General features: G+C 68.6%; 17 protein-coding genes and 1 tRNA gene. 11 read left to right on the forward strand and 7 right to left on the reverse strand.

The genetic code is table 11. From position 1 onward, the window contains the following. From B056_RS44445 to B056_RS36705, 4 genes are all read right to left on the reverse strand, one after another. The coding region (locus tag B056_RS44445) for an NACHT and WD repeat domain-containing protein (RefSeq protein WP_018502794.1) at window positions 1-1,904 on the reverse strand (1,904 nt) is incomplete at its 3' end. Beyond that, a complete protein-coding gene (locus B056_RS0115600; RefSeq protein ID WP_018502795.1) occupies window positions 1,901-2,575 on the reverse strand; it encodes a toll/interleukin-1 receptor domain-containing protein in 675 nt (224 codons plus the stop codon). The genes B056_RS44445 and B056_RS0115600, both read right to left, overlap by 4 nt. A gap of 358 nt (window positions 2,576-2,933) precedes the next feature. After that, window positions 2,934-3,010, reverse strand: a tRNA-Ser gene (locus B056_RS0115605). Between the two features lie 120 nt (window positions 3,011-3,130). Continuing rightward, on the reverse strand, window positions 3,131-4,471 hold the full coding sequence (locus tag B056_RS36705) for a hypothetical protein (protein ID WP_230203016.1): 1,341 nt from the start codon (window positions 4,469-4,471) through the stop codon (window positions 3,131-3,133). Between the two features lie 634 nt (window positions 4,472-5,105). Between B056_RS36705 and B056_RS0115615 the strand changes: the two genes are divergently transcribed. Together B056_RS0115615 and B056_RS0115620 are read left to right on the forward strand one after the other, a co-directional pair. Then, the gene (locus B056_RS0115615; RefSeq protein WP_018502798.1) at window positions 5,106-6,320 is read left to right on the forward strand and encodes a DNA sulfur modification protein DndB; all 1,215 of its coding nucleotides are present in this window, start codon (window positions 5,106-5,108) and stop codon (window positions 6,318-6,320) included. Between the two features lie 223 nt (window positions 6,321-6,543). Continuing rightward, window positions 6,544-7,092: an HD domain-containing protein gene (locus tag B056_RS0115620; protein ID WP_026239747.1), complete on the forward strand. Its 549-nt coding sequence runs from the start codon at window positions 6,544-6,546 to the stop codon at window positions 7,090-7,092. Here the strand turns inward: B056_RS0115620 and B056_RS0115625 are convergent. After that, window positions 7,080-7,550 carry an NUDIX hydrolase gene (locus B056_RS0115625; RefSeq protein WP_018502800.1) on the reverse strand — a complete coding sequence of 157 codons (471 nt, stop codon included), beginning with the start codon at window positions 7,548-7,550 and terminating at the stop codon, window positions 7,080-7,082. The genes B056_RS0115620 and B056_RS0115625 overlap by 13 nt on opposite strands. Before the next feature lie 6 nt (window positions 7,551-7,556). Further along, window positions 7,557-8,345: a helix-turn-helix domain-containing protein gene (locus tag B056_RS0115630; protein ID WP_018502801.1), complete on the reverse strand. Its 789-nt coding sequence runs from the start codon at window positions 8,343-8,345 to the stop codon at window positions 7,557-7,559. 289 nt (window positions 8,346-8,634) lie between these two features. Here B056_RS0115630 and B056_RS0115635 point away from each other — a divergent pair, with 289 nt between their 5' ends. Further along, complete coding sequence (locus tag B056_RS0115635; RefSeq protein ID WP_018502802.1) at window positions 8,635-8,913, forward strand: hypothetical protein; 279 nt, start codon at window positions 8,635-8,637, stop codon at window positions 8,911-8,913. Further along, on the forward strand, window positions 8,910-9,386 hold the full coding sequence (locus B056_RS0115640) for a hypothetical protein (protein ID WP_035751637.1): 477 nt from the start codon (window positions 8,910-8,912) through the stop codon (window positions 9,384-9,386). Before B056_RS0115635 ends, B056_RS0115640 begins: the two co-directional genes overlap by 4 nt. A gap of 49 nt (window positions 9,387-9,435) precedes the next feature. Here B056_RS0115640 and B056_RS0115645 read toward each other — a convergent pair whose 3' ends face one another. Beyond that, window positions 9,436-9,894, reverse strand: a complete 459-nt coding sequence (locus tag B056_RS0115645) for a helix-turn-helix domain-containing protein (protein WP_026239749.1) — start codon at window positions 9,892-9,894, stop codon at window positions 9,436-9,438. A 185-nt stretch (window positions 9,895-10,079) separates the two neighbouring features. Here B056_RS0115645 and B056_RS0115650 point away from each other — a divergent pair, with 185 nt between their 5' ends. The 7 genes from B056_RS0115650 (at window position 10,080) to B056_RS0115680 (ending at window position 16,581) form a co-directional block, all read left to right on the forward strand. Continuing rightward, window positions 10,080-10,487 (forward strand): hypothetical protein, encoded by a 408-nt coding sequence (locus B056_RS0115650; RefSeq protein WP_026239750.1) that lies wholly within the window; start codon window positions 10,080-10,082, stop codon window positions 10,485-10,487. After that, entirely contained in the window at window positions 10,484-10,786 is a 303-nt protein-coding gene (locus B056_RS0115655) for a hypothetical protein (protein ID WP_018502806.1), read from the forward strand. The genes B056_RS0115650 and B056_RS0115655 overlap by 4 nt, the downstream gene beginning before the upstream one ends. Window positions 10,787-10,903: 117 nt before the next feature. Continuing rightward, on the forward strand, window positions 10,904-12,475 hold the full coding sequence (locus tag B056_RS0115660) for an FtsK/SpoIIIE domain-containing protein (RefSeq protein ID WP_020572518.1): 1,572 nt from the start codon (window positions 10,904-10,906) through the stop codon (window positions 12,473-12,475). Window positions 12,476-12,788: 313 nt separating this feature from the next. After that, window positions 12,789-14,417: a replication initiator gene (locus tag B056_RS0115665; RefSeq protein ID WP_018502808.1), complete on the forward strand. Its 1,629-nt coding sequence runs from the start codon at window positions 12,789-12,791 to the stop codon at window positions 14,415-14,417. A gap of 29 nt (window positions 14,418-14,446) precedes the next feature. Further along, a complete protein-coding gene (locus B056_RS0115670) occupies window positions 14,447-14,632 on the forward strand; it encodes a helix-turn-helix domain-containing protein (RefSeq protein ID WP_026239751.1) in 186 nt (61 codons plus the stop codon). Window positions 14,633-14,767: 135 nt separating this feature from the next. Beyond that, complete coding sequence (locus B056_RS0115675) at window positions 14,768-15,067, forward strand: hypothetical protein (protein WP_018502810.1); 300 nt, start codon at window positions 14,768-14,770, stop codon at window positions 15,065-15,067. 245 nt (window positions 15,068-15,312) lie between these two features. After that, complete coding sequence (locus B056_RS0115680) at window positions 15,313-16,581, forward strand: tyrosine-type recombinase/integrase (protein ID WP_018502811.1); 1,269 nt, start codon at window positions 15,313-15,315, stop codon at window positions 16,579-16,581. The last annotated feature ends 1 nt before the right edge of the window (window position 16,582 follow it).

Below are 16,582 nucleotides of genomic sequence, written 5' to 3' on the forward strand. Positions count from 1 at the left end.
CCGTCGGGCAGGGGCACGACGGCCAGAGTGGTCACTGGGCCGGTGGGGCCGGTGAGGGTGGGGCCGGGTTGTCCGGTGGTGGGGTCCCACAGTCGCACCGTGCGGTCGTCGCCTGCGCTGGCGAGGAGGGTGTGCCCGTCGGGGACGGGGAGTACGGCTAGGGCGGTCACCAAGCTGGTGTGGCCGGTGAGGGTGCGGTGTGTGGTGCCGGCCCACATGCCTGCGTGGATGGTCCAGCGCCGGGGGGTATGGCGGGCGGCGTTGTCTGCGAGGGTGGTGGCGCGGGTTTTGCGTGCCCAAACGTGCAGCCACCAGGCGGGTGGGTCAGCGGGGTGGGTGTCGATGTCGCTGAGAGCCTGTTCGTAGGCGTTGACAGCTGCGGCCCCGGCCGGGGTGGTGAGGCGGTGTCGGTGGCGCAGGACGCTGTCTGGCCGGCAGGCCAGCAGGAATCCGGGGTCGCCGGCCAGGTTGTCGAGTTTGCCGGCGAGGGCAGCGTGTTCGGGTAGGTGTGTCGTGGTGTAGGCGCTGCTGGTCCTCCAGGTGTGTTGGCTGATGGGTTCGGGGGGTGTGAGGGCCGCGGTGATGCGGTGGTGTGCATTCCGGGTGGCGGTGGTGAGGTCGTCGGCGAGGTGGCGTAGGTGTTCATCGTCGCTGGCCGCGAGTGACGCGCCGGTGGTGAAGTCGCGCAGGCTTTGGTGGCGAGGGTGGTAACGGTCGTCGTGGGCGGTGGCTGCGCGGTGGACGGCGAGGAAGGGGCGGAACAGTTCACGGAGGAGCGCGCGGGTGTCGGGTTCGGGGACACCGGCCCAGGCGGCAATAGTGGCTGCGTTCTGAGGTTCGCGGATGGCGGTGAGGGTGGCCAGGACGGGCAGGCCGTGGGCCTGCCATGTGGGTTCGCCGAGTTCGGATCGCCAGCGGCGGATGTTGTCGGCGTAGTAGCCGGCGAGTCCTTCGGGGAGCCGGTCGACGTCGGCGGGGCTGTGGCCGTGGTCGCGGATCTGGTCGAGGACGGTGAGGGCGTAGATCCATACTCCGCCGGAGCGTTCCAGCAGTGTTCGGCAGAACCGGTCCGCGGACATCCCGGCGTGGTGGAGGGCGTAGATGATCAGGGGGTCGGTGGTGCTGAGGGCGGTGAGGTAGTCGAGGAGGTCTTGACGGTTGGAGGTGCTTTCGACGTCGATGCGTTCGATAACCCGTGTCCCGGTGGGGATGGTGAGGGTTTTGGGTCGTGTGGTGGCGATGATGATCGTGCCGGGGGGTAGAGCGGTGGGGAGGCCGAGGGGGAGTTCTCCGACGGGTGGGGGAGGTGCTTCGTCGAGGCCGTCGACGAGCAGCACGACCGGCTGGTTTCTCTGGCCCGTGTCGCTGTCGCGGGTTTGGGCGGCGTCGCAGAGGCGACCGTAGAGCCAAGTGGCGGTGTCGGCGTCGTCGGGCAGAACGCCGCCGGAGACGGCGTCGAGTTTCCAGCGGGCGATGAGCTGGGCGGCGAGGTTGCGGCGCGCACGTTCGGGGCTGCGTCCGTCGGGGAGACGGGTGAAGTGCGCAGGCCAGGTCCGGGTGAACGCCAGGTAGGTGGCGAGGGCGGATTTGCCCATGCCGGCTTCGGCTTCAATGAGCAGGTAGCCGCCGCGGCGTTGCTGGACGCACCGTTGGAGGTAGGCGTCGATGGTGGTGATGAGGTCGACGCGTCCGCGGAAACGAGCGACGGGGTTGTCCGGCTGCGTGGGGTCGGTGAGGCGGAGGTCTCCGGGGAGCGGGTCGAGAGGGATGGCTGCGTGGCGGAGTAGCTGGAACGGGCCGGAGAACCGTTGCTGCCAAATCTGCCCGTAGTTGATGCCGATGGCCTGCCCATTCGGGGCGCTGACATGGTCGACCGCAGGCCGGCTCTGGCCGTCGGGGGTCATCGGCCGGGGGTGTTCCGGTTCTGGGTGATCTGCCCGTAGTTGATGCCGATGGCCTGTCCGTCGGGCGCCGTGACGGTCCCGATGTGGATGCCGCCCGCAGCGGGGGTGCTGGTGGTGCCCGTGCCTGCGTCGGGTTGGGTTGGGGGGAAGGGTGGCGGGGGCGGCCCAGCCTGTGGGCTGGTGGGGAAGTGGGGTGCGGTTGCGGGTTTCGCCCGCCCGCCGGAGACGGCGAGTTCTGCGGTGCGGAGTAGGTCTGCGCGGGCCGTGTCCTGCGCAGTGCCGAACAGGTCAAGAGAGACGACCTGGCTGAGCAGGCCCGGCCGTGGGCAGTCCTCCACGCGGGCGACGACGAGCTTCCGTGCGGCGCCGGTCGGGTCGGACGCCCAGGCGGCCTGCCACTCGGCGGCGCCGTAGACGGAGCGGGCGTAGGCGGCCGAGAGCACGGCGATCGTCCGCGACGCGGCGGCGACACCTTCGTCCATGCCTCGGACCCAGTTCGATCCGGGGGTGAAGTCCCACGCCTGGATCAGCACGCGGTAGCTGGCGTCTTCGAGGGTCCAGGCAATCCACTCTGCCCACGGCCGGTCGGGTTGGGCGTAGGAGACGAAGAAGTCCCAGCCCATGCCGCTGCTGCCGGTGGTGGTGCTGTGCGTGTTGCCCCCGTTGCTCACCCGGACAGTGTGCCACCGGGACAGGCCGGGTCAGACCGTGCTCGTACGGCGTTGGGCCAAGGCCCGGGTAGGGCGGGCGGCCGGGGCATCGAAGCTGCGGGCGGTGCGGCTGTGGGGGCTGATCCCGCTGCCCCCTAAGCGATCTTCTACGGCTAGTAGAGATAGAAAAGTTATCAGGTCGTTGAGCGCTGTGAGCCGAGATGCGGGTCGGCTCCTGCTCTGCTGGTCCAGGTCACAGAGCTACCGGCGACCGACGGGGAGCGGACAGGACACCCGGTGCCTATCAAGCGCCAGAGCGGGTTTCGGGGCCGCCCGATGGATCTTGCTCGGCATCGTCGCAGGTCAGAGGGCCGATTTGTGCGCCCGGCAGGGATCGAACCTGCGACCCAGTGCTTAGAAGGCACGGCTTACACCAAGTAACACTCGATCCGGCGCGGCTCCGCCGGTCTACCGGCGTCCACCAACGTCCGTTGGCGTACGTGCTCGTTGCTACAACGGTAGCTACACCTGCCTGTGCCCTTGGCGCGAATGCGCGTGCCAGGGCGGCGGGGGAAGTCACGTCCGTTGCCAGTCGTTGCCGGCCTTCCATGCAACGCTGATGTCCACGGTGGCGCAAAGTTGCAGCAGGTCCGGGCGCGGTTTCGAGGGGACAAGGAGGACCAGGCGCGGGGGTGGGTCTATGAAGCGCTGGTAGTCGAGGAGCTGGCCGATGCCCATGCGGATGGCCTCGCGGGTGACGGTGCCTTTGGCTTCGATGAGCTCACCGGCCGTCGCGTCGTAGAGATCAGTGAACAGTGGCCGTGGCTCGTTGGGGGGCACGATCTGCTTTCTGCACACCTCATGACCGAGAGACCGAAGATGCGCGGCGTAGGAACGGACAAGCGCGGCTTCCCGACGGAAAGCGGTGGTCGGCTCCTCTGGGCTGATCATTCCGTACTGCTCGGTGTTCGACGCCTCCACTGGTACAGAGGTGACACGGCCGGCTGCAGTGGGGGTCGCAGGCAGGGGTGCGTCGAACGCCTGCACGGGTCCCTCGGGGCGCAGCCGGAACATGATGACCGTTCGAAGCGGCCCGCCGCCGGTCTCCGGGGCTTCGCTGGTGTACCAGGGGCGGTCAGGGTCGACCTCGAACGGCCCCAGGTACTCGACGCCTTCTCGCACGACACGGAAGAGGCGAAGCGTACGGCCCTGGTCTCGGTGGCGCAGGATGGCCAGGTTCCCCTGAACCATCTGCTGATCTCCAAGCTGCCCTTCCCCGGTGTAGTGGAAGCAGCCGTCGTCGCCCCACCCATCGAAGTAGCCATGTGCCCTTCCCCGTACCGGATCAGTGAAGATCAGTACGTTGGGGGTGGACCGGGACGGACCGATACCGCCTTGTCGGCGACCGCCGTACCGCGCGTGGATGTCGCGCCGCACCGCGACCACTCCCGGCTGGATCTCCCAGAACACATCAGAGGTCCCACCAGCACCGGTGGCCTGCTCGATGAGAGCGCGCAGCGCCACCACGAACTGCTCACGATTGTGGTCCTCCCGCAGGAGCTCGAAGGCGGGCGCGGAGAGACCGAACTCGGGATCTTCCTGATCCAGCCAGCGGCGCGGCTGTGAGCTGTGCGCCGGTGGAGGCGGAGTGCTGGCGCGGATCTCCCACAGTGGCGAGTCTCGTAGCGCGACGACGGGATACTCCGGTGCTGCCCGTCGAGGATCCGCAGTACCGCCGGCCACAAGAGCGGCCGCAAGTCCTTCGCGGACCTGCGACCATCGGCTCAGTCGTACGCCTTCTGCCGCGGCACGCTCCACAGCCCACAGCAGCGTCACCGGCTGGTGCGGCAGCAGGGCACCCCGGTTGGAAGCACGCCGGAGCGTGCCCAAAGCGCTTAAAGCGTCATCGAGATCCACTACGCAACCGTACGGCGGATGCCCCTTGGCGCGACGCCTGGATGTCGCTGCCGACGCACGAACAGACCCCTGCCTTGCAAAGTCACTTGGGATCGCGCACAGACGTCCATGGATGTCCGCCGGCTTGGCTACACGGTTGGCTACAGGCAGTCCGGCGGATCTGGACGGGTTACGCAGCATGTGCGGCCTCCGAGGCCAGCGGTACAGCTGCCCGAGCAGAGCGACCTCCCAAGAAGATCGCGGCGGCAGCTCGCATGGGGCGCTGCTCGGTTCGTCGGGACGGGCCAGCCCGCGGCCCTTCGGAACTCGAGGCCGGTGGGCCGACTCACGCCAATAGTCAACAGCTGTCAAACTTTGAAGCGTTGTATCTTGCTTGCCGTCAAACCCAGCTGCCCTGACCTGGAGTTTTATAGCGATGACCTGGTAGTTGCGCCTCGAGTAGAACAACACCTCCAAAAATCTGCCTCGAGGAGGATGATCTCTACCTCGAGGCAGTTGACCAACGCCTCGAGATAGGGCAAAGTGAAGGCCCGGCGACGTCGTCGCCGGGCCTTCGTCCCCAGTTAGGGGTGCTCGCAACGCCACACTAGCTGGGGCGGAGGTCCTCACGCCAGCTGTTTCGGAGAGAGCTAGAGTGGACATCCGTCCGAGCGCCGAAATTCCCTGGGGCGAGGGCAGCCTCGTGCCCTGCATCGTGGTCGACAACCACAAGCTTCAGGCGGTAATGACCGTCGCCGCGCTGCGGCAGGCCGTCATCGAGCCAACCGATCTCGAGAATCCGAAGATCCTCGAGGCGGACAGCCGTAAGCGGGTCGCTGCAGAAGTTCGAAAGCTCGTGCAGCGAAGTGTGACGAATGCCAAGAGGACGAACGTCGCCGTCTACGGTCAGTATATTCTTGAAGGTATCCGGGGTGAGCGCGCCCTATGGGACACGCCAACTATGCAGCTGTTCCGCGAGGATCCTCTCGAACTCTACTACCTTCCAGACAATAAGGGAATCGGCTTTTTGCTCCGGCCGGGGGATTTCCTTGTAAACACGGATGGAGAGACGCAACGCCTCGCGTGGGCTTGGGCTTCTTCCCGCGAGCCAAGCGTGGATCAGGTGAAGGTAGCGGTTACGATTGCGCACGGCAAGTCCGTCGATTGGGCACGCCAAATCTTTCACGATTTCAACCTTCTAGGAGTCCGCCCCAACGTTGCGGTGGGGATCAGTATGGATAGCTCGGACCTTGCAACGCGACTTGCACGCGAACTCGAGGACCAGTCCCCGGTGCTGCGACGTAGGGTCATGCAGACCGGCCGGCAGCTTGGGAAGAACAGCCCAGAGCTGCTAACGGTCAGCGCTCTTCGTTCCGCGGTTGTCACAACACTTCTCGGACGATCGGGCCTAGCTCTCGGCTCGAAGCCTGTCGGAGATAAGTTGGCCGGCGTTGACGTCGATGCAGTCCGAAAAGCCATCATGGCGACCTGGCTGCCACTCCTCGAGATGCTCCAGCCTGAATTTAATAGGCGCAACGACACCGTGATTAGCGCTCCCGTTATAATGGCCGGTCTGGGCATGCTCGTGCATCAGACTATGCCCAACCCGCCACGGGCAATCACCACTCCCTTGCTGACCTTGGAGGACCTCAGGAGTCGGTTGTCTAAGGTTCGCTGGGATCGGACGCTGATAGTCGATGGTAAGGCGATTTCTCCCTGGGAGGGTATCGCCGGAAAGATCACTCCATCCGGGGCATTTTCGATCGGCGGAATCAAGGAATACGGCCACGCGGTGCTTGAGGCTCTGGCGGAACCGACATCCGATGCCGGGATGAAGGTGCGACTTCTCCAGGCCGTAACGGCAGGCTAGTTCGGTGGATTGGGGGAGCTCGTAGCCTCCTCGGGCTCTCCCCAATCTCGTCCAACGGTAGTTGGCCTTTTTGCTGTGTCTCGAGCGCGACGCGCCCGGCGAGCACGGCCGCTTGCGGCCGCGCGCAGTCGGCCGCGCGGCGCGGTCTTGATCATAAAACGAGCATTTCGGCAGTCTCGGGCTCTCGCTGACGGCCTGGTGGCGGTCGCCGTACCGTGATCGGGTGGATGTAGCGGTTGCTGAGCGGTTGGCGAGTGAGCTGCTGACCCCGTTGGGGGATCGGTGGCGGCATGTCCAGGCCGTTGCTGCGGCTGCCCGTGAGGTGTCCGCGGCTGTCGCTCCTGGCGAGCGTGACCTGCTCGTCGCCTCTGCCTGGCTGCATGACATCGGCTACGCCCCACCGATCGCTCACCTGCGGTTCCATCCGGTGGACGGTGCCCGGTTCCTCGAAGCCCGGGACGCCCCGGAGCGGCTGTGCGCCCTGGTCGCCCACCACTCGTGCGCCCGCTACGAAGCCGAGGAGCGGGGACTGACGGCGGAACTCTCCGCGTGGGAGCTGGAGGTCTCGCCGGTGATGGACGCGCTGTGCGCGGCGGACATGACGACGGGTCCGCAGGGCCAGCGGTTCACCTTCGCTGAACGGATCGCGGAGATCCTCGCTCGCTACGGCGAGGGGTCGATCGTGCACCGGTCGGTCACTCGGGCGCGGCCGGATCTCCAAACCACCGTCGAGCGCACCACCGCGCGGCTTGCGGCGGCTCAGCCAAGGTAGGGCGTCGCGCGGTTCTCCAGGTAGTGATCGATCCTGAGCCGCATCGACGGGTGGATGTTCAGCGTGTCCAGGTCCTCGGGTGCGACGAACTGGACCTCCTTCGTCTCGCTGGAGGTGCGTAGCTCTCCGCCGAGGTTGCGGGTGGTGAAGCAGAGCGAGAACTGCTGGCGGACCTCGCCATCGTCGTAGGCCAGGACGTGCCGGGGGTTGGTGTAGACCCCGATGAGTCCCGTCACCTCGATGTCGATGCCGGTCTCTTCCTTGGTCTCGCGGATCGCGGCGTCGGTGATGGATTCGCCGAGATCCATGCCGCCGCCAGGCAGGGCCCACAGGTCGTTGTCGGTCTTGTGGACCATGAGGATGCGTCCGGCCTCGTCGGTGACGACGGCGGTGACGGAGGGGACGACACTGTTCGCCTTGGGAGCGTTCGGGTCGTTGAAGTAGTCGATTCGCGCCAAGAGGGTTCAGGCTCCTTCGGTGGTGGCCCAGATGCGCTCGAAGCTGGCGGCGTAGTGGTCGAACAGGCCACCGGGCTGGGCGCGTAGGTGCATGACGGGGGAGTGCGCGGCGGGGGCGCCATAGACGTGGGTGTTGACGAGCATGTCGCCGTCAAACCGGTAGATCGAGTTGTAGAGCGTGGTGGCGTGTAGCCGTAGCTCGATCCCGGGTGCCTCGCGGAGGGACGCGAGGTAGGTGAGAGTGATCCGGGTCCGGGCGGCGAGCCCGTCGCCGATGCCTTCCTCTTCGCCGCGGAGGGCGACGGCGGGTGATTCGGGGTCGCCGAGTGCGTAGCGGATCGTCACGCCTTCCGCGCCTTTGCGGCGGAGGACGGTGGTGAAGTCGGCGTGGCCGTCGGGGAGGAACAGGCCGGCGATCACGAGGACGTCGACCTGGTGGCGCGCGCTGGCGAACAGCGTCCGCCACAGCTCGGAGGGGACGGCTGTCCGACTGGGATAGACGCGCACGATGTCGCCGGGCACGTTGACGACGGGTGCTCCGGGTTCGGTCCGTGGCTCGGGGACGGTGCCGGGTCTTTCGGCAAGTCCGATGCGCCCCCGGGGGATGTCGATGCCGTCGGCGATGCGCTCGAAGATCTCCAGGCTGGCGACCTGGCGGCGGCCGGTCGAGATCTCGCTGACGTGTGACTGCGGGAGGCCGCAGACGGCGGCGATCTGCGTCTGGGTCGCGCCGGTCCACTGGCGGTAGATCTTGAAGACGGTGCCGATGTCACGGCGGGCGAGTGCGTCGGCCATGTCTGGCCGGTCCCAGAGTCCCGGCGGGGCCTGGGGTAACGGGCGACGGACGGACACCACGGGCGCCTCCGGACGGTAGGTACAGGACCGCCTGTCCTTGATCGGACGCGCAGAGCCTATCCGGTCTCCGTATAGATCGGAACCCTCGGCGTATACGGCCGGCGGCCTTCCGTGACAAGCCGTCCGGTTGGACGGTGGGCGGGCACCAGATCCGCCGCAGGTCGAACACCTTCGCGGGTCGGTTCCGGTGCCTCGTCGCCCACCATCGAACGCAGGAGGACGGAACGTGATGTTCGACAGAGCAGACAGAACGAGTGGAGGTGATCCCGGGCCGCTGCTGTTCGGCATCGTCCGCTTCGAACCGGGCGAGACCCGCCAGGTACGGGACACGGTCATCACCTTCAACTCGCCGGCCGCGGCTGACCTGTTCGCGGTCGAACAGGGCTGGCACGACTACCAGGTCACCCCGCTGCGGTTCTTCGTCCACGACGTGCGGCCACCGGCCGTGGACTGGACCAGGTTCGATGACCTCGTGACGCGCTTCGCGGACCACCGGCGGTGGACATGACCTCCGCGGGCATGGGTCCGTTCCTACCCCCGGTGCCGGCTGGCGAGGGTGACGCCGAGCGAGCGAGGGAGAAGCTGCCGGCGGTAGTGATGCTGCCATGGGGCGCGGAGGAGTGGGCGGTCGTCGTCCAGCCGGGTTCGGACTCCGAAGATCTCCTGCGGGCGGTGGCGCGGATGCCCAGCGGGCTGAAGTTCACCGAGTCGTTCGGCGATGTGGACGTGGTGCTCGTGTACCGGGTGCCCGCCGGCGACCGCGCGCCGGTCGAGAGCGACGGTCCGGGGCCCTCACGGCGGGGCTGCGCGGGTGCGGCGCTGCGGACGGCGATGGATGCGCACCCGGCACGGCCTGACTCGCGGTGGATGACCAAGGGGGAACGGACCGCGTTCCGGGCTGGCCAGGTGGAGGCGCTCGAATCGGTCCGCCGGGCCGTGCTTCACGGGATCGGGGTTCCGGTGGCCACGACGGCTGGCTGACCGACCACCACAACGTCTCGGCCCCATAACGGGCCGGTACCAGCGGAAGCTACTCCGTCGGTACCGGCCCGTTATCGTTGCCGCTGTTCGTCCTCGGTGGGTCGGTGGGCGCGATCCGTTCCGAGAGATCGGTGAGTCGCTGTTCGATCCGCAGCAGGACGGCGAGGATCTGACGATTGATCGGCGTTCCTGCGCGGTCCTCGCTCTGGCCTGAGGTCGTCTCGCTGGGCTCCTCGGCGTGAACGAGGATGCGGGTCAGGTGGTCGTCCGGCCAGTCGAGCGCGCGGGCGACGGCGGCCAGGGTGGCGTCCTGGACCCGTCGGCCCTGGGCGCCGTGTTGGAGCTGGCGTAGCGTCGCGACGGACACACCTGACGCGGTGGCGAGTGCTTGCTGTCCCATCCGCTTGCGGGTCATCCTCGCGTTGAGGGCGTCGGCGACCGCCTGCCAGTCCTCACCCTCGACTCTGCCTCGTGCCGTGTACGGTGGAATCCCCCGTTTGTTTGTCACCTGTCAAAGGTAGCGTTGTGGCGGACGGGCATTCCAGCCGGTGAGTGGATAATTTCCATCCGGAGTCCGTATACGTCGGAACGAAAGCGCTTGGCGATTGGTTCGTGAGCGGTTCAGAGTGGGTGTTGCCCGACAGCGGCCGGAACACCGGCGGCGGGGCTGACCCTCACGGAGGTAGACGAACCGTGGCGGTTCCGCGACGCATTCCGGTGCGCTTCGAGGACGTGTTCCCCGCGGGGGCGTTCGTCCTCGGTGTGGAGGCGGCGAACGACTACGAGAAGGCCAAGGCCGGTGCGCCCGACCCGCAGGAACGGGACCCGAACACCGGCGAGCGGATCTGGACGGTGCGCGTGCTCGACGCGGACCCGGCGGCGCGCCAGGCGGAGCTGAAGGTGAAGGTCCCCGGCGAGGTTCAGCCGGTGCTGCCGGAGGTCCTGGCGGGCACGCCGTTCCGGCCGGTGCTGTTCGAGGGCCTGACGATCACCCCCTGGGTGGACAAGAACGGCAACTTCCCCAAGCAGGCGTACGCCCTGCGTGCCTCGCGGATGCGCCCGGCGGTTCCGGCCCGGCGTCCGACCGGAGCGGCGGCGTGAGCGGCGAGGGGAAGCGGTCGTACACGACACTCGGGCTGCACATCGGCGCGGAGTGGTCGGTGCTCTGCCACACCTACCCCGACCGGGCGCCGATCCTGGTCGTGGACGCGGGACGGGTGAGCCTGAGCATCTCGGCGATGGAGCAGGCTCCGGACGCCCGGCACGCTGACTTCGCGTACAAGCTGCTCGCGGCGGTCAACGACTACCTGATCGTTTACGAGAACTACCAGTTCGAAACCCAGGAAGTCGCGAACGCCGCCGCTCCGAACGACGACGCCTCCGGGTCGCGCGCCGCGTAGCTTTCTCGCTGCTCGTCGGCTACATCGAGGAAACGACTTCCCGTTCCTCGGCTCTTTCTCCTTTTCGTCGATTCCCTCTGTCTGTATTTCGTGCGCTCGAAAACAGGTGGTATTGCCATGTCCAGAATCAACGGTGACCAGCGTTTCCCGCGGGTGCCGTCGCGGGCCGACAAGGTGCGCGTGCCGGTGTGGATGCTGCTGTTGGCGGTGGCCGGAAAGGTGCTGTGGCTGGCGCTGCGGGGCTGCTGGCGTCACCGCGTCGCGGTGGTGTCCGCGGTCGGCCTGCTCCTGGTGGTGCACCGGATCGGGCTCGTCGGCCTGGCCGTGCTCGTCGCGGGGCTGGTCCTGGTGGCGGTCGTGTGGTGGCGGGTGCATCCGCGGTCGTTCGGGCCGGTGGCCTGGTGGCTGTGGGGCCGGGCGCGGCTGACGTTCGTCTACCGGTGGCGCTGGAAGCCGGCGATGGTTCATACCGACCTGGCGATCCGCATGCCGACGTCGACCGGTGATCAGGTGAACTTCGACGAGTACTTCCCGCGGATTCGGAAGATCCGCTCGTCGCGGTCGGTGGACGTGCTGCGGGTCGAGCTGCTGCCGGGTCAGACACCGGCGCAGTGGGCGGAACAGGCTGAGGCGCTGCGGCACGTGTTCCGCGCCCGGCGCTGCCAGGTGCAGGCCGAGACGGTCCGCTTCGTCCGCGTCTCCTTCCACCACCGGGACTCGCTGACCCGGCCGGTTTCTCCTCCCAACCTGGACGACTCCGGCGACGGTGCCGACTCTGACCCTGTCGGCGCCGTTCCGTCCGCAGCCGTCCGCCGTGGTGAGGGTGCGGCGCGGCTGCTGGCCGGGTTGTCGGCGGTGCCCGTCGGACGGTGCGAGGACGGCCGTTCCTGGACGCTGCCGGTCCGGGGAACTCACGTGCTCGTCGCGGGTGCGACCGGTGCCGGTAAGGGCTCGGTGCTGTGGTCGGTCATCCGCGGTCTCGGCCCGGCGGTACGGGCGGGGCTGGTCGAGCTGTGGGTGTGCGACCCGAAAGGCGGCATGGAACTCGCCTTCGGACGGGCGATGTTCACGCGCTTCGCCACGGACACGGCGTCGATCGCGGATCTCCTCGACGACGCGGTGACCGTCATGCAGAACCGGACGGCCCGCCTCGCCGGGAACACCCGGCTGCACGTCCCGACGGTCGCGGAACCGCTGATCGTCCTGGTGGTCGATGAGATCGCGTCCCTCACGGCGTACGTCACCGATCGGGATGTGAAGAAGCGGATCGGAGCGGCGCTGCCGTTGCTGCTCTCGCAGGGTCGGGCGCCCGGGGTCGTGGTCCTGGCGGCGGTGCAGGACCCGCGTAAGGAGGTGCTTCCGTTCCGGGACCTCTTCCCGGTCCGGGTCGCGCTGCGGATGACCGAACCGGAACAGGCGGATCTCGTGCTCGGCTCCGGTGCCCGTGACCGTGGCGCGCGGGCGGAGGAGATCCCGCTGTCGCTCCCCGGGGTCGGCTACGTCCTGCACGACGGCGATCCCGATCCCGTCCGGGTCCGGGCGGCCCACGTCGACGACGGCGAGATCGCCCGGACCGTCGACCGTTACCGGCCCGTCCTGGGTGGCTGGGTGCCGGACATCCCCGATGACCTTTTCGACCTGGACGGCGGCGAGTGGGGAGACGGCGAGCGTCTCGACCCTGCCGCATGAGATCCACCGGCCCGGCCGGCTCGCCGGACTTCGCCGCGCCGATACCGGAGCTGCCGGTGTGCGCGACCTGCGCTCATCCGCGGATCGCCCACCGGCGGCGCCGGTGCCGGGCCTCTGATGGCTGCGGGTCTCCCTGCGGCTGCTCCCGCTTCACCGAATCGTCCGCCAACCCGTCCGGCGGACACCACGACCCCGACGTCACGGAGGACCCTCCCGCGTGACCACTTCCGTCACCGGCACTGACCCGGCCACCTCGTGTGCACCCACCAGCCGTGACGATCGTGATGATCGTCCGGGTTCCCGGGCGGCGCGGATGCGGATGCCGCTCGCTCGCGCGGTCGTCGAGACCGTCGCCGTGGAGAACGGCGTGTGTGTCCGGCCGATGGCCATGCGCCGGACGAACCTCGACACCGGCGAAACCGCGATCATCCCGGTGCCCTGCGGGGCCACCCTGGCGAGCAAGTGCCCGCCGTGCGCGGAGAAGGCCAGGCGGCTGCGGATGGCGCAGTGCAAAGCCGGCTGGCACCTGGATGACGAACCGCTTCCCGACCCGGACCCGCCGTCCGCCGAAGCGAAGATCCTCGCCGGGTTCCGGGCTGATCTCGAAGCCGTCCGGCGGGAGGCCGAACGGGACAGTGACCCGGCCGGCGTCGCTGAGATCGACGAACTCATCGGCCAGGTGGACGAGGAACTCAACGCGCTCGGCGTGCGGGGGAAGGCGGCCCCGGATGATCGGGATCGCCCTCGCCGGGCCCGGTCGACCCGCCGGCGGCAGGACGCACCCGACCTGCCTCGGCTGCCCGTGGACAAGCGCACGATCGGCCGAACCTACGAAGCGACGGACGGCACCACCTGGCGGCCGTCGATGTTCCTCACGCTGACCTGCGACACGTACGGCCGGGTGAACTCCGACGGCTCCCCGGTCGATCCGGGCTCGTACGACTACCGGCGGGCGGCCCGGGACGCGATCCACTTCCCGAAGCTGATCGACCGGTTCTGGCAGAACCTCCGCCGGGCCGTGGGGTGGGAGGTGCAGTACTTCGCCGCGCTGGAACCACAGCGGCGGCTCGCTCCGCACCTGCACGCGGCCATCCGCGGCACCATCCCGCGTCTGCTGCTTCGCCAGGTGGCGGCGGCCACGTATCACCAGGTCTGGTGGCCTGCTGCCGACCGGCCCGTCTACGAGGACGGTCACCTTCCCGCCTGGGATGACGACACGGCCGGCTACCTCGACCCGGACACCGCCCGCCCGCTGCCCACCTGGGATGAGGCGCTGGACGAGATCGGCGAGGATGACGAACCGGCGCACGTCGTCCGCCTGGGCCCGCAGCTGCGCGCGGACGGCGTCACGGCGAACTCGGCGCACACCGGCCGGATGATCGGCTATCTGACCAAGTACCTGACGAAGAGCCTCGACGCCTGCCACGCGGCCACGTCCGAAGCGCAGCGTCGGCACGTCGACCGGCTCGCGGCGGCGCTGCGCTACGAACCGTGCTCGCCCACCTGCTCGAACTGGCTGCGCTTCGGGGTCCAGCCGAAGAACCCGAAACCGGGTCTCGTCCCTGGGCGGTGCCGGGGGAAGGCGCACCGGCGGGAGACGCTCGGGTTCGGCGGCCGGCGGGTCCTGGTGAGCCGCAAATGGTCAGGCAAGACGCTGACCGATCACCGGGCGGATCGGGTCGCCTGGGTCCGCGAGCAGCTCGAAGCTCTCGGCCAGACCGACACCGGTCCGGTCGCGTCGGCTGCTTCGGGCCTGGACCCGGCTCGGACGGCGTGGACGTTGCTCCGGCCCGGTGACCCGGCCGCGCCGCGCCGCGAACACCTGCTTCTCCAGGCCGTCGCGCAACGCCACGCCTGGCGCGCGCAACTCGACGCGGCCCGCCGTGCCACGGCCGGCGAACTTCCGGCAACCGGCCCACCGGTTCCGGCTCACGCTGCCTGATCTACCGCCCTGATCCTGTGGAGAGGACCGTGACCAAGCTTCTGCTGACGGTCGACGAAGCCGCGGAACTGCTCGGTGTCGGCCGGAGCACCGTGTACGACCTGATCCGCGGCCACCGGCTCGAATCCGTCCGCATCGGTCGTTCCCGGCGCGTTCCCCGCGTGGCTGTTCTCGCGTACGTCGACCGGCTGCGCAGCGACGGAGAAGCGGCGTGAACGGCTGGCAGACCGGCGACTCGGCGCGCGGACCCCCGGTCGTCCGGAAGTTCGGTAAAGCGGTCCCGGCGGGTGCGACCAACACCCGACCGGGACCTGAGACCTCACCCCTGCCTGTGACAGGAGCAAAGCCCTATGTCCATCTTCTCGTCTCGCGGTTTCGGCGCATGGCGCACCCCCGGCAACGGTGAGAACCCGCTCGTCTCGGTGTGCGCGACCGACACCGGCCATGAGCTGACGATCCGCCCCGGTGCGGACGTCGGCGACGTGGCGGAAATCCTCGCGGGACTGCCCGTGGACGCCTTCTTCACCGAGCACTTCGGCGACGTCGACGCGGTCCTGGTCTTCCGTCGGGTGCCCGGTCTTTCGGCAACGGTCCTGGACGGCTGGAACCCCTCGGCGGGTCCGGCGGCGGCGAGCGTCCCGCGCCCGTAGCGGCTGTTCTGCCTGCTCTACCCCCATTTTTCTTCCGTTCTCTGGTGGCGCTTGAAGCTGTCGGGGTGTCGGACGTGTCCAGGGTCGGCCGGAGGCCGATCGCGTAGCGACGCGCAGCGCCCTGGACGCGGCCGGCGCCCCGACAGACCATCCCAGCGCCAGAGAACGGAAACCCACCGGCACCGGGCAACGCCACCGCGGCCCGCGTGAACCTGTCCCGTTCTTCCGGCAAGGAGAACCCACCCATGCCCAGCAACACCAACGGCCCATCGAACGGCCGGCGCAAGGAACGCACCAAGCGTGCGAACGGTCAGGGCTCGATCTACCAGCGCGGGGACGGCCTGTGGGTCGGCGCGGCCTACGTCCTCATGCCGGACGGCACGACGAAGCGGCGGCCGGTCTACGGCAAGTCGGAGGAGATCGTCCGCGGCAAGCTCACCGAACTCCAGGCCAACTCGGACCAGGGAATCCCGGCGGATGCCACGGGATGGACGGTCGAGCGGTACCTGACGGCCTGGCTTGCCCAGACCGTGAAACCGAACCGCCAACCGAACACGTATGTCACCTATGAGAAGGCAGTCCGGATCTACCTCGTGCCGGGCCTCGGGAAGAAGCGGCTGAACAGGCTGACCGGCGCGGACGTCCGGCAGTTCATCCGGCGGACGGAGAGCACCTGCCGGTGCTGCGCGCGGGGAGCGGACAAGGCACGACCGGAGGGGGAGCGGCGTTGCTGCGCGGTCGGCCAATGCTGCAAGCGGCTGCCGTCGAAGCGTCAGGTTCAGGTCGTGCACGCCGTGCTCCGTAACGCGCTCCAGGCGGCCGTCCGGGAGGAGCTGATCCGGCGGAACGTCGCGAAGCTGGTGCAGGTCTCCACCCCCCGTTACGGCGTCGACCGCGGCCTGACCGTCGAACAGGCTCACGCGCTGCTCGACGCGGCGGCCGGCGACCGGTTGTATGCGCTGCTGGTCCTAGCGCTGTTCCTCGGGATGCGGCGCGGGGAGCTGCTCGGGCTCCAGTGGTCGGACATCGACACCGAGCGGGAGACGCTGACCGTTCGTCACACGCTCCTGCGGGTCGGCGGGGAGCTTCGGCTGTGCCCGCCGAAGACGGAGGACTCCGAACGCACGCTGCCGCTCCTCGGACTGGTCGCGGATGCGCTCGCGGAGCATCGCAAGCTTCAGGACGCTGAACGTGAGACGGCCGGCGACGCCTGGGTGCAGACCGGCTATGTGTTCACGACGAAGATCGGGACTCCGATCGAGCCGGACAACCTGCGCCGCTTCTGGATGCCGCTGCGCCGTGCGGTCGGTCTCGACGGGGTGGTCTTCCACGGGCTGCGCCACACCTGCGTCACGCTGCTCCTGGACCTCGGCGTGCCGCCGCACATCGTCCGCGACATCGCCGGGCACTCGGCGATCGAGGTGACGATGACGATCTACGCGCATGCCTCGATGGGGGAGAAGCGGCGCGCCCTGGGCAAGCTCGACGGGCACCTGACCGAGCCCCGGAGCTGAG

The organism is Parafrankia discariae (genome assembly GCF_000373365.1).
Classification (GTDB): domain Bacteria; phylum Actinomycetota; class Actinomycetes; order Frankiales; family Frankiaceae; genus Parafrankia; species Parafrankia discariae.

Bases quoted from the DNA above. Each gene is read 5' to 3' on its own strand.
- B056_RS0115630 (WP_018502801.1), bottom strand. From the start codon at position 8,345: ATGGCCGACGCACTCGCCCGCCGTGACATCGGCACCGTCTTCAAGATC.
- B056_RS0115635 (WP_018502802.1), top strand. From the start codon at position 8,635: ATGTTCGACAGAGCAGACAGAACGAGTGGAGGTGATCCCGGGCCGCTG.
- B056_RS0115640 (WP_035751637.1), top strand. From the start codon at position 8,910: ATGACCTCCGCGGGCATGGGTCCGTTCCTACCCCCGGTGCCGGCTGGC.
- B056_RS0115660 (WP_020572518.1), top strand. From the start codon at position 10,904: ATGTCCAGAATCAACGGTGACCAGCGTTTCCCGCGGGTGCCGTCGCGG.
- B056_RS0115665 (WP_018502808.1), top strand. From the start codon at position 12,789: ATGCGGATGCCGCTCGCTCGCGCGGTCGTCGAGACCGTCGCCGTGGAG.
- B056_RS0115675 (WP_018502810.1), top strand. From the start codon at position 14,768: ATGTCCATCTTCTCGTCTCGCGGTTTCGGCGCATGGCGCACCCCCGGC.
- B056_RS0115680 (WP_018502811.1), top strand. From the start codon at position 15,313: ATGCCCAGCAACACCAACGGCCCATCGAACGGCCGGCGCAAGGAACGC.